Below are 13,292 nucleotides of genomic sequence, written 5' to 3' on the forward strand. Positions count from 1 at the left end.
CGCTCCCACATTTTTTACTGTGTATGACTCAAAAGTCGCGTTTGTAGAAGATGTCCAACGAGCTGGCCACGCCACTCGCCACTTCCAGGTACACCTTCTTGCTCAACAAATACCGCAGCGCAATCGTGCTCGCCGGCTCAAACACCCCCACCCCGTAGCGCAGGCTGAGTTTCTCGGTGATCTTGCCGCTGGCCACCACCGCCGTGGTGGTACCGCTGCCTTGGGTGTCGAGTTCAAAGTCCTGGATACCCAGGTTCTTCGCCAGGTCCGACGTAACCCCGGCGCTGCCCATCAAGCCCAGCCCCAGTGCGGCTTGGGCAAGCATGTTGTTGTCTTCGCCGGTGGTGGTCAGCGGACGCCCCAGCACCAGGTAGGACAACGCCTGCTCCTGGCTCATGGCCGGCTCGGAGAAAATTTGCGTGGTGGGCTGCTCGGCGCTGCCGCTCAGACGGATACCGGCGATGATGTCGTCGGTCTTGCGGATCGCTTCGATGTCCAGGTACGGCTGATCCAAGGGGCCTGCGAACAGCAACCGCGCGCGACGCACATCGAGCTTCTGCCCATAGGCACGGTAGCGGCCATCGTTGAGCCACAGCTCGCCACGGGTGTCGAGGTTGTCGCCGATGTGCACGTGCCCCTGCACTTTGGCGGTGAGGCCAAAGCCGGAGAAGTTGAGCTTGTCTTCGCCCACCGCCACATCAATGTCCATCGCCATGGCCATCGGCGGTTTGCCCTCTTCGGTCTGGCTGCCAATGATCACGGTGTCGCCGGAGACCTTGACCGTGGACGGCGGCAACTCCCGCACGGTGATGTCACCGCGTGGGATCTGCACCTTGCCGGCGATGGCCAGCTTGTCATCCTTGAGGCTGATTTTCAGGTCGGGCGCCACTTCGAGCACGGCGTAAGGCTCCACCGTGACCGGCAATTGCGAGCCTTGCAGGCTGAGGTCCACCGCCAGGGCGCGACCCCAGTCGATCCGGCCCTTGAGGCTGCCCTGCCCGGCCTTGCCACTGCGCCAGCCACCGTTGAGTTGCACGCTCTCGCCAGCAATCAGCGCCTGCACGTTGAGGCCCTCAAGGCTGATCGGCAGTTCCGGGCCGGACACTTCGCCCCCCACCAGATTGACGTTGCCGTTGACCTGCGGCGCGAGCAGGCCACCGGAGATACGTCCGTTGCCGTTGAGCTTGCCGCTGAGGGTTTCCACCATCGGCACAAACGGCCGCGCCACCGCCAGATCCAGCCCGACCAGGCTGAAGTTGCCGGTGATCGGCTTGTTTTTCGGCAATGGATTGATCTGCGCCTGTACCGTCAGTTCACCGAGTTTGCCGCCATGGAAGTTCAGCTGGGTGTCGATGCGCTTGGGGTTGAGGGTGGTTTCCAGCTTCAAGGTGTCGTAGGGGAAGTCCAACCACTGGTCTTTGTCCTTCACGCGCAAGGTGCCGCTGCCGGCATCCACCGCGATCACGCCCTTGGGGCCGCTGTTGGGCAGGTCCAGTTGCAGGTCGGCGTTGAGCATGCCCTGCCAGGCGAAGTCCTTGGGCAGAAACGCCGCCAGGCTGTCGATGGGAAATTGCTTGAGGTGATAACGCAGCTTGGGCTCGGGCATCAGGCGCTGATCCTCACCGCACAGGCTGGCAGAGCCGGACACCCAGCAGTGCGCGGCGAAGGTCAACTTGCCGTCGGCCATGCGTTCGATTTTCGCCGGGGCTTGCAGCTTCCAGTCCTGGCCGCCGGCTTGCACATTGCCACTGGCCAGGCGCCCGCGCCAGTTGCCTTTGTCGAGGTTGCCGTCCAACGCCAGGGCGAGCCTGACCAGCGGGCCGGCCAGGTCGAGTTGGACCTTCTGGTTCTTGATGTCGCCTGCGGCGCTGGCGGTCAGGGTGCCGACCTGGGTGTCACCGGATTGGATGCCGCTGCCCTTGAGGTCGATCTTCGCGCGCTGGGCGCTATCCAACGTGGCGTCGAGGCTCAGGCTTTGCAGGCGATTGTCGGCAAAGGCCAGTTGCTGGCCCTTGAGGCCGAGTTTGCCTTGGGGCGCGTTGAGGCTACCGGCCACGTCGAGACGCCCGTTGATTTGCCCCCGCAACTGCGGCCACAGCTGGGCCAGGCGCGCCAGCTTGATGTCGATCTGCCCGGCGAGGCGTTGTTGCAGGCTGCCGCTGCCGTTGATGCGGTTGTCGCCCAGGCGTATGTCCAGGTTGGCCAGGGTCCATTGATCAGCGGCACCTTCGGCCTTGGCCGCGAGTACGGCGGTTTGCCCACGCAGGCGCCCCTTGAGGTCAAGGTCGGCGTTCAGCTTGAGCTGCTCGTTCTTGAACTCGCCCTTGCTGCGCAACGGTCCGGCGAGGGTGCCGGGCAGTTCCGCGACCCAGTAAGCCGGGTTCAGCGCCGACAGGTCGAGTGCGGTGTCCCAGGCGATGCCGTCGGCGAACTGCACGTTCAAGTGGCCTTCGGCCTTGCCTTGGCCGGCGGTGAGCTTGAGTTCGGGCAGGAAGATCTGCTGGAGGTCGCCACTGAACGGCGTGACCACATTGAACTTGCCGGCGGGACCGTCGAGGTCGGCCTTGAGGTTGCCCAGGTAGTTGCCGTCCTTGTAGGAAATCTCACCGTTAAACGTACGCAACGCCACCTGCGGTTCGTCGATCACTGGGTACAGGCGATGCCACGGGAAGTCCAGCCAATCGATCTTGGCGTCGGCGCTGAAGCCTTGCTGCCAATCCAATTGGGCCGTGAGCTTGAGGCTTTGTTTATCGCCTGCCGTCAGGTCCAGGCCGGCGATCTGCGCGCCCTTGGCGTCGACCTTGCCTTGCAGCAGCAGGTCCACCGGGCCTTTTTCCGCGGGCAGTACGGCTTTGCCCAGCAGTTGGTAGCCGCTTTTCAGGTCGCCCTTGGCCGTGAGCTCGAGTTGATTGAGTTGCAGGGTGTCGGGCAAGTCGGCGCTGGGCTTGAAGCCATCGGCGGTGATCCGCACCTGCGCCGGGAGGTTGTCCGCCAGGGGTTGCAGCTCGCCGTTGAGCTTGGCGGGCAGGTAACCGCTGCTGTCGGCGTCGAGCTTGAGGGTCTTGAGCAGGTCGCCCTCGACTTTCAGCGCGACAGTCCAGGGCGCGCCGCCTGGCGCGTAAGGCAGGCTCAGGTTGCCGGCAACGCTCAATGGCCAATCGCCGGTGGGTTGCAGCAGGCCAGCCAGATCCAGCACCAAATCGTCGCGTTGCAGGTGCACTGAATCGATCTGCATGCCTGCGACGGTCCAGTGCGCGGCCAGTTGCAGGCCCTTGAGTTCTTCGCTGCCGTTGAACAGCAGGCTGCCGACACGAACGTCGCCCAACTGGATCGCCACGGGCAGTTTCAACTCGGGCAATTGGATCGGCCCGCTGCTTTGCTCGGTGGAGGGTGGAAATTGCAGGCTGACCTGCTCCACGTCCAGTTGGTTGACACACAATGTCATGCGCAACAGGCACGCGGGCGACCAATCCAATGTCGGCGCCTTGAGCTCGACGCGGCTGCTGTCCTGTTGCCACAACAGGTGATCGGCGCTCCAGCGACCACCCAGATGGCCCTGGAAATTCTCCACGGTCAAGCCCGGCACACGGCCCAAGGCCCAGCGGCTGCCCGCCTGGGTGCCGAGTACCGCCCACAGGGCCAGCAACAGCACGGCGAGGATCGCCACCACGGCCAGGCCCGCTATTTTCACACCACGCATCACAACTCAGGCCCCATGGAAAAGTGCAAACGAACGCCGCCCGGATCTTCGAGGGCATGGGCCAGGTCTAGGCGGATCGGCCCCACCGGCGAAACCCAACGGATGCCGACGCCCACGCCGGTCTTCAAGCTGGGCATTTCCAGGGTATTAAACGAGTTGCCCTGGTCGATAAACGTTGCGATCCGCCATTTCTCGGCGATGGAATATTGATACTCGGCGCTCAGGGCCACCATATAGCGGCCGCCAATGCGGTCGCCACGGTCGTTTTCGGGGGACAACGTCTGGTACTCGTAGCCGCGCACGCTCTGGTCGCCACCGGCAAAGAAACGCAGCGACGGCGGCACTGATTTGTAGCCATTGGTTGCACTGCCGCCGACCTGGGCGCGCGCGAGGAAGCGGTGGTTGTGCCACAAGGTGGTCAGGCCTTTGACCATGGCCGTGCCGTAAAGCAGGTTGGTGTCGGAGCCCAGGCCTTCTTTGGCCACCTTGGAATCAAATTGCAGGCGGTAGCCGTGGTGCGGGTCGATGCGGTTGTCGCTGCGCAGGTAGGAATAGCTGATGCCCGGCATCACCAGGTTGCTGAGGCCGGAATCATTGCCCAGGCGATATTCTTCGCGCTGGTATTTGAGCGAGATCACCCGGGTCCAGCCGCTGGGCAGCTTGCTGTGCCATTCGGGGCCGAGGGTGAGCAATTTACTCAGGGTGTCGGTGTTGGCCAGTTCTTCGTTCTGATAGCCACCGGCGAAGCGCAGTTTGTCGGTGAGGGGCGGGTCCAGCGGGATGTCGTACCACAGCCCGACGTTCTGCCGAGGTGCCGACAATTCGGCTTCCCAGCCGTAACTGTGGCCCTGGGGGTTGACCCAGTGACGTGTCCAGTTGGCCTTGCCACGTGGGCCGACGTCGGTCGAGAAACCCAGGCCAAGGCCCATGGTGCGTGGTTTGCGGGTCTGCAGTTGCACGGCTACCGGAATCACATCGTTGGCCGAGGCGGCGGGCGCGGCGTCCACGCGCACGCCTTCGAAAAAGCCGCTGGCTTGCAGGTTCTGGTTGAGCTCGGCGATCAGTTCGGAATCGTAGGGAGCGCCGCTTTTGAACGGCACCATGCGTTGCAGCAGTTCTTCGTCGAACGGCGTGTCGCCCTTGAAGTTGACCTGGCCCAGGGTATAACGCGGACCGCTGTCATAGATCAGTTCGATGTCGGCGACACCCGCCTTAGGGTCCACCGCGAGTTTCTGGCTGGTAAAGCGCCCACTGAAAAAGCCGTAGCGCGAGGCCTGGTTCTGGATCAGACGCTTGGCGTCTTCGTAATGGCCGTGGTTGAGCACGGCGCCGGGTTTGAGGTCGTCGCTGGCGGGCACGCGAAATGCCTTGAGGTTCGCGGCCTGGCCGTCGACCCGAATGATCACGTCGCGCAAATGCACCGGTTCGCCGGGGTCGATGGTGAGGATCAGGCGCGGGTTCTTGCCGCCCTTCACGTCGCTCTCGATCTGTGGCTGGTAGAAGCCCAAGGCCTGGGCCGCTTTACGCGCCTGCTCCTCGGCGCCACGGCTGAACCGCAGCAAGGCCTCTTCATCACGATCGCCCACCCCGCCGATGTAGCCTTCGATGTTGGCTTTCAACGCGTCGTTTGAGGGCTTGATGCGCACGTCCAATTCGCTTTGCGCCAACGCGCCGCAGCTTGTGAACAGCAGAATCAAGCCGCTGGTAAATCTTCCTGGAAACTTCATAGGCGCGGATGCTACACGAGCTTGGGAGTTTCTTAGAACTCGGATGAATCTGAAAAATTCTGCGCTAAGCCGTTGCAGCATGTAACGCCTGGGGATTGGGGTGGAAAAAAACATGTTCCAGCACAGGTCCTACGGCGACTTCACCAATCTCCTCATAGCCCTGGCGTTTATAGAACTCCAGATAGCGAGAATTCCCAGTGTCCAGCACCACACCGGATGAGTGTGGGTCTTCGGCGCACCAATTGTGCACCGCCTCCAGCAGTTGCTCGCCGTAGTGTTTGCCCTGGAATTGCGGGTGAATACCCAACAGCGGCAGCATATGCACCGCCTCGCCGGGCAGACAGGCCAGCACCGCGTGGTGGTAGTCGAGGTAACGCCGGGTGCCACGCACCCCGGTGCTCAGCCACATGCGGATCTGCCAGGCCCAGCTCTCGGTGATCCCCAGGCGGCGCTGCGGGGGGGCGATCAGCGCGATGCCGATCAGGCGGTCGTTGACGAACAGGCCGATGGCGGGAAGTTTCTGGAAAAAATGCTGCTTGACCAGTTCACGCACGGTGGCGCGTACCCGCTGTTCATAACCGGGACGTTCGGCTTCGAAGATGTAGGCGAACGTCGGCTCATGCCGATAGGCCTGGTACAACAGGGAGCGGGCCTCGCGGGAATAGCCGCTGTTGAGCAGGCGAATTTCGGCGGTGGCAGTGGACGTGTCCGGCATACAGTTGATCTCCCTGGGCGCCATTGAAAAGGATGGCGTTCTTATGGGTACGAACCTACGCGACTCCAGTCGTTCCCAGACATTAGCAGTGCATCCATCCTACCGCCACGCTGGCCCCCGCCCGACTTGTCGGCTAGCATCGCCCTTTTGCCCAGACTGGACTGCCGACCATGAAAATCGTCTCCTTCAATATCAATGGGCTGCGCGCCCGCCCACATCAGTTGGCGGCGCTGATTGAAAAGCATCAACCGGATGTGATCGGCCTGCAGGAAACCAAGGTCCACGACGACCAGTTCCCCCTGGCCGAAGTGCAGGCTCTTGGCTATCACGTGTACTACCACGGCCAAAAAGGCCACTACGGCGTGGCCCTGCTTTCGCGCAAGCCGGCGTTGAGCCTGCACAAAGGTTTCGCCAGCGATGAAGAAGATGCCCAGCGCCGTTTTATCTGGGGCACTTTCGCCGACGAGCACGGCACTCCGATCACCATCATGAACGGCTATTTCCCACAAGGTGAAAGCCGCGACCACCCGACCAAGTTCCCAGCCAAGCAGCGCTTCTATGAAGACTTGCAACAGCTGCTGGAAAGCCAGTTCAGCAATGACCAGCCGTTGGTGGTGATGGGCGACATCAACATCTCGCCGGAAGACATCGACATCGGCATCGGCCCGGACAACGCCAAGCGCTGGCTGAAAACCGGCAAGTGCAGCTTCCTGCCGGAAGAGCGTGAGTGGATGGCGCGCCTGAAGAACTGGGGCCTGGTGGACAGCTTCCGTCACCTGAACCCGGATGTGGCCGATCGTTTCAGCTGGTTCGACTACCGTAGCCGAGGGTTCGAGGATGAGCCCAAGCGCGGGCTGCGGATTGACGTGATCATGGCCTCCAATGGCTTGCTGTCACGGGTCAAGGATGCGGGGGTGGATTACGAATTGCGCGGGTTGGAAAAGCCGTCTGATCACGCACCGATCTGGCTTGAATTGAGCTGATCTCAGGTTGCACCCAGGCAACCCGTGGGAGCGGGCGGGTGTGGGAGATTCTATGGTGGAGGGCAACATCTCCACCAACAGTACCGCCGCCTTCGCAGCCTCGCTAAAGCTCGACAACTACCACAGGGGATTGGCAGTGCCTGGGCGATCTCCAGCCGAGCGCCTATTGAGCATCAACACCACTCAACTGTGGGAGCGGGCTTGCCCGCGAATGCGGTGGGTCCGTCAGTGCATATTTTTCTGACATTGCGCTTTCGCGGGCAAGCCCGCTCCCACATTTTCGCCCTGTGAACACCTGTCATATTTACGCAATCTTACTGACTTATTCTCGCGGCACTCCCTTTGGCCCAAGAAGGTGCCGGCATGCGGCTGCGCGCTCTGTTCCTGCTGACTCTGTTTCCCCTCCACGCGGTGTGCGCCGCCCTGCCCGTTCCCGATCAAGGCCCTGCTTTGCGCATCCAGGGCTCCAACACCATTGGCGCGGCACTGGGGCCGGCGTTGGTCAAGGGGTTGATGGAGCACCAGGGCTTGCAAGCGGTGCACAGCGAACCCGGCGACGGCGCCAATGAGCTGCGGGTGCTGGGCAAGAATCGCCAAGGCAAAACCGTATTGATCGAGATCGCCGCCCACGGCTCCAGCACCGGGTTTGCCGCGCTGAAAAAATCCAGCGCCGACCTGGCCGCGTCATCCCGCCCGATCAAGGACAGCGAACTGGTCGACCTCGAGCCCCTCGGCGACCTGAAAAGCCCCGACGCCGAGCAGGTCATCGCCATCGACGGCCTGGCCATCATCCTCAACCCACAGAACCCGTTGGCCAGCCTGAGCACCGAGCAACTGGCGCAGATCTTCAACGGTGAAGTGACCTCCTGGGAGGCCTTGGGCGGTGTCGGCGGCGCCATTCATTTATATGCGCGGGATGACCAGTCCGGCACCTACGACACCTTCAAGGAACTGGTGCTGCGCCTGCGCGGCAAACCGCTGGCGGCTTCGGCCAAACGCTTCGAGTCCAGTGAACAGCTGTCCGATGCCGTGAGTCAGGACCCCCAGGGTATCGGCTTTATCGGCCTGCCCTATGTGCGCCAGGCCAAGGCCGTGGCGATTGTCGATGGTGACTCGCAGTCGATGTTGCCGCTCAACAGCCTGATCGCCACCGAGGACTACCCACTGTCGCGCCGACTGTTTTTCTATCTGCCGCCGTCCAGCCATAACCCGTGGGCCAAGGCGCTGGTGGACTTTAGCCAGAGCAGCAAGGGCCAGGCGATTGTCGCCGCCAACGGGTTTATCGCGCAGCAGGTGCAGGCGATGGCCGTGGAACCGCGCCCGTCGATGCCTGAGGACTATCAACGCATCGCCCGTGAAGCCCAGCGCCTGACCGTGAACTTTCGTTTCGAAGAAGGCAGCGCCAGCCTGGACAACAAGGCACGCCAGGATTTGCAGCGAGTGGTGGCGTATCTCAAAGGCCACGACAAGCTCGACCGCCAAGTCACCCTGGTGGGCTTTGGCGATGCCAAGAATGACCCGCAGCGTGCGGCGCTGCTGTCGAAGTTGCGGGGCATGGCGGTGCGGCGCGAGCTGGTCAAGAGCGGCGTGGTGCTGAGGGATATTCGCGGGTTTGGCGCGCAGATGCCGGTGGCGGCGAATACGGCGGATGAGGGCCGGATCAAGAATCGGCGAGTGGAGGTTTGGGTGTATTGAGGCTTGGGGATGGTGTTGTAGCGACTGGCCTCATCGCGGGCAAGCCCGCTCCCACATTTTGAATGTGTTCACAAATCAAAGTGTGGGAGCGGGCTTGCTCGCGAATGCAGGCGACTCGGTCCTACTTACTGCCCGCTGCGCATCAACTCCCGGGGCACATACTTGCCAATCTCGAACTCGCCAATCGCCGCCCGGTGCACTTCATCCGGCCCATCGGCCAGGCGCAGGGTGCGTTGCATGGCGTACATGTAGGCCAGCGGGAAGTCGTTGGACACCCCCGCACCGCCATGGATCTGGATCGCGCGGTCGATCACCTTCAACGCCACGTTCGGCGCCACCACCTTGATCTGGGCGATTTCGCTTTTCGCCACTTTGTTGCCCACGGTGTCCATCATGTACGCCGCCTTCAAGGTCAGCAGGCGTGCCATGTCGATCTCCATGCGTGAGTCGGCAATCTTGTCGATATTGCCGCCCAGGCGCGCCAATGGCTTGCCGAACGCGGTACGGCTGACCGAGCGTTTGCACATCAATTCCAATGCGCGCTCGGCCATGCCGATGGAGCGCATGCAGTGGTGGATACGGCCTGGGCCAAGGCGGCCTTGGGCGATTTCGAAGCCGCGACCTTCGCCGAGCAGGACGTTTTCGTACGGAACCCGCACGTTGTCGAACAGCACTTCGGCGTGGCCGTGGGGGGCGTCGTCGTAGCCGAATACCGGCAGCGGGCGCACGATCTTCACGCCAGGGGTGTCCACCGGCACCAGGATCATCGAATGCTGCTGGTGGCGCGGTGCGTCGGGGTTGCTCAAGCCCATGAAGATCAGGATCTTGCAGCGCGGATCACAGGCGCCGGAGGTCCACCATTTCTTGCCGTTGATCACCCATTGGTCGCCCTGGCGCTCGGCGCGGGCGGCCATGTTGGTGGCGTCGGATGAGGCCACGTCCGGTTCGGTCATGGCGAAGGCCGAGCGGATCTCACCGCGCAGCAGGGGTTGCAGCCAGCGTTGTTTCTGCTCTTCGTTGGCGTAGCGCACCAGCACTTCCATGTTGCCGGTGTCGGGGGCGGAGCAGTTGAACGGCTCCGGACCCAGCAGGGAGCGGCCCATGATTTCGGCCAATGGCGCGTATTCGAGGTTGGTCAGGCCGGCACCCAGCTCGGATTCCGGCAGGAACAGGTTCCACAGGCCTTCGGCTTTGGCCTTGGCTTTCAGCTCTTCCATGATCGCGGTGGGCTGCCAGCGGTCGCCTTCGCTGACCTGGCGTTCGAACACCGGCTCGGCGGGGTAAACGTATGCATCCATAAACGCAGTGACGCGTTCACGCAGTTCCTGAACCTTGGGCGAATAGGCGAAATCCATGAGCAGCTCCCTTCTCTGAGAGGTTGTTTAGGTCATGCAATCGATGCTAGAACAGCGTTGATAATTTACCTAGCCTATTCTCGGCGTGTATTAACATTCATCACCGATATATGATCGACGTATGACCACCTAACAATAAGAGCGCAACGAAATGAATCTGAGCAAGGTCGACCTCAACCTCTTTATCGTCTTCGACGCGATCTACACCGAAGCCAACCTGACCCGCGCCGGGCAGATCGTGGGCATCACCCAGCCGGCGGTGTCCAACGCCCTGGCGCGTCTGCGCGAGACCTTCAACGACCCGCTGTTCGTGCGCACCGCCCAGGGCATGGTGCCCACACCGATGGCACAGAACATCATCGGCCCGGTGCGCAATGCGCTGTCGTTGTTGCGGGTGTCGGTGCAGGAAAGCCGCATCTTCAACCCGCAGCAAGCGGCCAAGACCTACCGCATCAGCATGACCGACCTCACCGAAGCGGTGATTTTGCCGCCGCTGTTCCAGCGCCTGCGCCGCCTGGCACCCACGGTGGTGATCGAGAGTTTCCTGTCCAAACGCCGCGAAACCACCAAGGAGCTGGCTGCCGGGCGTCTGGATTTCGCCGTGGACGCGCCACTCAACACCGACCCCCAGGTGCGCCACGTCAAGCTGATGGAAGACCGCTACGTGTGCGCGATGCGCAAGGGCCACCCGCTGGCGGGCAAGGACAAGCTGACCCTGGATGATTACCTGGGGCTGACCCACATTCATATCTCCAGCCGCCGCAACGGTTTGGGCCATGTGGACCTGGCACTGGGCAAGATGGGCTTGCAACGCAAGATCGCCCTGCGTTCCCAGCATTATTTGATGGCGTCGCAGGTGTTGCAGCAGACCGACATGGTCATGACCGTGCCCGAACGCTTCGCTCGCCGTCATGAATTGCACTGGTTCAACCTGCCGGTGAACGACGTGCCGCCGGTGGAAACCCATCTTTACTGGCACGAAAGCACTGACCAGGACCCGGCGAACCGCTGGATGCGCGAGCAGATGATCGAGTTGTGCCAGCAAGTGACGGCGCACGAAAAGAAATTGGATGGCAAGCAGGCTTGAGTGGTCTTTTTGTGGCAAGCGCTCTTGCTACGGACGGCGACCTGCTTGACGTTAACGTCAAGCAGCCATTAGCTTAGCGTCCAAGACTTCTTCCTGGGCACCGCCATGAGTACCACCTACAGCATCTCCGACCTCGCCCGCGAGCTCGACATCACCACCCGCGCCATTCGCTTCTATGAAGAACAAGGTCTGCTGGCCCCGGAACGCCGGGGCCAGGAGCGCATCTACTCGGCGCGGGACAAGGTCAGCCTCAAGCTGATCCTGCGTGGCAAGCGTATCGGCTTTTCCCTGGCCGAATGCCGCGAACTGATCGAACTCTACGACCCCACCAGCGGCAACCACATCCAACTCAACAGCATGCTCAGCAAGATCGCCGAGCGCCGTGAGCAGTTGGAGCAGCAACTGCTGGACATCGAACAGATGAAACTGGAACTGGACACCGCCGAAGAGCGTTGCACCCAGGCCCTGGCCCACACCATGAGCCAGGTTGGCCATTGACCAGAAGGTAACTGCCATGTCCCTCCCCTCCCATGTGCGCCTGGTGGAAGTCGGCCCGCGCGACGGTTTGCAGAATGAAGCCCAGCCGATCAGCGTGGCCGACAAGGTCCAACTGGTGGACGCGTTAAGCGCCGCAGGCTTGAGCTATATCGAAGTCGGCAGCTTTGTCTCGCCCAAATGGGTGCCGCAGATGGCCGGGTCGGCCGAGGTGTTCGCGCAGATCCAGCGCAAGCCCGGCGTAACCTACGGCGCGCTCGCGCCGAACCTGCGTGGTTTTGACGATGCGCTGGCCGCGGGGGTGAAGGAAGTCGCAGTGTTCGCGGCGGCATCCGAGGCGTTTTCCCAGCGCAATATCAACTGTTCCATCAGCGAGAGCCTGGAACGTTTCGCGCCGATCATGGCCGCGGCCAAACAGCACGGCATCAGCGTGCGTGGTTATGTGTCGTGCGTGCTGGGCTGCCCTTACGAGGGCGAGATTGCGCCGGAGCAAGTCGCCGCGGTCGCACGGGAGTTGTATGCCATGGGCTGCTACGAGGTGTCCCTGGGCGACACCATCGGCACCGGCACGGCGGGGGCCACGCGGCGGTTGTTCGAGGTGGTCGGCGCGCAGGTGCCACGGGACAAGCTGGCCGGGCATTTCCATGACACCTATGGGCAGGCTGTCGCGAACATCTACGCCAGCCTGCTGGAAGGGGTCCATGTGTTCGACAGCTCTATCGCGGGCCTCGGTGGCTGCCCCTACGCCAAGGGCGCCAGTGGTAACGTCGCCACCGAAGATGTGCTGTACCTGCTCAACGGCCTGGGTATCAACACCGGTATCGACCTGCAGGCATTGATTCGCGCGGGTGAGCAAATCAGCCACGTGCTGGGTCGGCCGACGGGGTCGCGAGTAGCCAAGGCGCGTAGGGCCAGTTGAGTAGCGTAGCCGTGACAATGTGTTACCGCCCGACTACACATCGAGTAACACGGGAACATATTTTGTCGCATTAGCCGTAGGCTGTTGCCCACACAAAAAACCAAGTCATTGATTTTAAAGGATTTTCAAAAGTTGGCACGGCTCCTGCTATCTCTATGGCATAACAAGAATAAAAAGCGCCAAACCTAATAAAAATAAGACGAAACGACTCTGACATAACAAAAACAACACGGCAGAGACGCAGCTAACAGATTTTTTTGGAGAAGATGTGCTTCGCAGGGAACGGCATCGCCGAAACCCGCGACCAGTAGAGAACAATAAAACTACCTTCAGGTAGCTACCCACTGGTTGGATCGCGTACGAAGAAGCAGATCAGCGCTCAAAAAAATACGTTTGCTCTTGACCCCGGATGGGGGTCGCCAAAAACAGCGGTAAAGGGTAACGGTTACCAAAAACAACAATAGACCGCCCCTCAATAATAAAAAAAGAGCACGTAACGACAAATTAAAGGGGACCTTTGGGTCCCCTTTGTGCTTTCTGCGATTCAGCGATTTGCCTGACACCGCGCTATTCAAAATGTGGGAGCGGGCTTGCCCGCGAAAGCGGCGGATCAGGC

General features: G+C 61.6%; 9 protein-coding genes. 5 read left to right on the plus strand and 4 right to left on the minus strand.

Annotation, left to right across the window (positions count from 1 at the left end; all coding sequences use genetic code 11):
• Window positions 1-28 precede the first annotated feature (28 nt).
• From IB241_RS01345 to IB241_RS01355, 3 genes are all read right to left on the minus strand, one after another.
• Window positions 29-3,700 (minus strand): translocation/assembly module TamB domain-containing protein, encoded by a 3,672-nt coding sequence (locus IB241_RS01345; RefSeq protein ID WP_192296612.1) that lies wholly within the window; start codon window positions 3,698-3,700, stop codon window positions 29-31.
• Window positions 3,700-5,427: an autotransporter assembly complex protein TamA gene (locus IB241_RS01350; RefSeq protein WP_192296613.1), complete on the minus strand. Its 1,728-nt coding sequence runs from the start codon at window positions 5,425-5,427 to the stop codon at window positions 3,700-3,702. The genes IB241_RS01345 and IB241_RS01350 overlap by 1 nt, the downstream gene beginning before the upstream one ends.
• Window positions 5,428-5,491: 64 nt before the next feature.
• Window positions 5,492-6,142: a GNAT family N-acetyltransferase gene (locus tag IB241_RS01355; protein WP_192296614.1), complete on the minus strand. Its 651-nt coding sequence runs from the start codon at window positions 6,140-6,142 to the stop codon at window positions 5,492-5,494.
• Window positions 6,143-6,312: 170 nt separating this feature from the next.
• On the opposite strand from IB241_RS01355, the gene xthA reads away from it, so the two are divergent.
• Window positions 6,313-7,125 carry an exodeoxyribonuclease III gene (xthA, locus tag IB241_RS01360; protein ID WP_192296615.1) on the plus strand — a complete coding sequence of 271 codons (813 nt, stop codon included), beginning with the start codon at window positions 6,313-6,315 and terminating at the stop codon, window positions 7,123-7,125.
• Window positions 7,126-7,488: 363 nt separating this feature from the next.
• Window positions 7,489-8,820, plus strand: coding sequence for a substrate-binding domain-containing protein (locus IB241_RS01365; protein ID WP_192296616.1), 1,332 nt, complete (start codon window positions 7,489-7,491; stop codon window positions 8,818-8,820).
• A gap of 125 nt (window positions 8,821-8,945) precedes the next feature.
• Here IB241_RS01365 and IB241_RS01370 read toward each other — a convergent pair whose 3' ends face one another.
• Window positions 8,946-10,175, minus strand: coding sequence for an acyl-CoA dehydrogenase (locus tag IB241_RS01370; protein ID WP_192296617.1), 1,230 nt, complete (start codon window positions 10,173-10,175; stop codon window positions 8,946-8,948).
• 151 nt (window positions 10,176-10,326) lie between these two features.
• Between IB241_RS01370 and IB241_RS01375 the strand changes: the two genes are divergently transcribed.
• The 3 genes from IB241_RS01375 (at window position 10,327) to IB241_RS01385 (ending at window position 12,676) form a co-directional block, all read left to right on the plus strand.
• Window positions 10,327-11,262 carry a LysR family transcriptional regulator gene (locus tag IB241_RS01375; RefSeq protein ID WP_192296618.1) on the plus strand — a complete coding sequence of 312 codons (936 nt, stop codon included), beginning with the start codon at window positions 10,327-10,329 and terminating at the stop codon, window positions 11,260-11,262.
• A gap of 105 nt (window positions 11,263-11,367) precedes the next feature.
• On the plus strand, window positions 11,368-11,760 hold the full coding sequence (locus tag IB241_RS01380) for a MerR family transcriptional regulator (protein WP_017737716.1): 393 nt from the start codon (window positions 11,368-11,370) through the stop codon (window positions 11,758-11,760).
• Window positions 11,761-11,776: 16 nt separating this feature from the next.
• Window positions 11,777-12,676, plus strand: a complete 900-nt coding sequence (locus IB241_RS01385) for a hydroxymethylglutaryl-CoA lyase (RefSeq protein ID WP_192296619.1) — start codon at window positions 11,777-11,779, stop codon at window positions 12,674-12,676.
• The last annotated feature ends 616 nt before the right edge of the window (window positions 12,677-13,292 follow it).

This window comes from Pseudomonas sp. PDM05 (genome assembly GCF_014851685.1).
GTDB lineage: Bacteria > Pseudomonadota > Gammaproteobacteria > Pseudomonadales > Pseudomonadaceae > Aquipseudomonas.

What these genes read in the sequence shown, in the direction of transcription:
- IB241_RS01345 (WP_192296612.1), bottom strand. Translation starts at nt 3,700, where the DNA reads ATGCGTGGTGTGAAAATAGCGGGCCTGGCCGTGGTGGCGATCCTCGCC.
- IB241_RS01350 (WP_192296613.1), bottom strand. Translation starts at nt 5,427, where the DNA reads ATGAAGTTTCCAGGAAGATTTACCAGCGGCTTGATTCTGCTGTTCACA.
- IB241_RS01355 (WP_192296614.1), bottom strand. Translation starts at nt 6,142, where the DNA reads ATGCCGGACACGTCCACTGCCACCGCCGAAATTCGCCTGCTCAACAGC.
- xthA (WP_192296615.1), top strand. Translation starts at nt 6,313, where the DNA reads ATGAAAATCGTCTCCTTCAATATCAATGGGCTGCGCGCCCGCCCACAT.
- IB241_RS01365 (WP_192296616.1), top strand. Translation starts at nt 7,489, where the DNA reads ATGCGGCTGCGCGCTCTGTTCCTGCTGACTCTGTTTCCCCTCCACGCG.
- IB241_RS01370 (WP_192296617.1), bottom strand. Translation starts at nt 10,175, where the DNA reads ATGGATTTCGCCTATTCGCCCAAGGTTCAGGAACTGCGTGAACGCGTC.
- IB241_RS01375 (WP_192296618.1), top strand. Translation starts at nt 10,327, where the DNA reads ATGAATCTGAGCAAGGTCGACCTCAACCTCTTTATCGTCTTCGACGCG.
- IB241_RS01380 (WP_017737716.1), top strand. Translation starts at nt 11,368, where the DNA reads ATGAGTACCACCTACAGCATCTCCGACCTCGCCCGCGAGCTCGACATC.
- IB241_RS01385 (WP_192296619.1), top strand. Translation starts at nt 11,777, where the DNA reads ATGTCCCTCCCCTCCCATGTGCGCCTGGTGGAAGTCGGCCCGCGCGAC.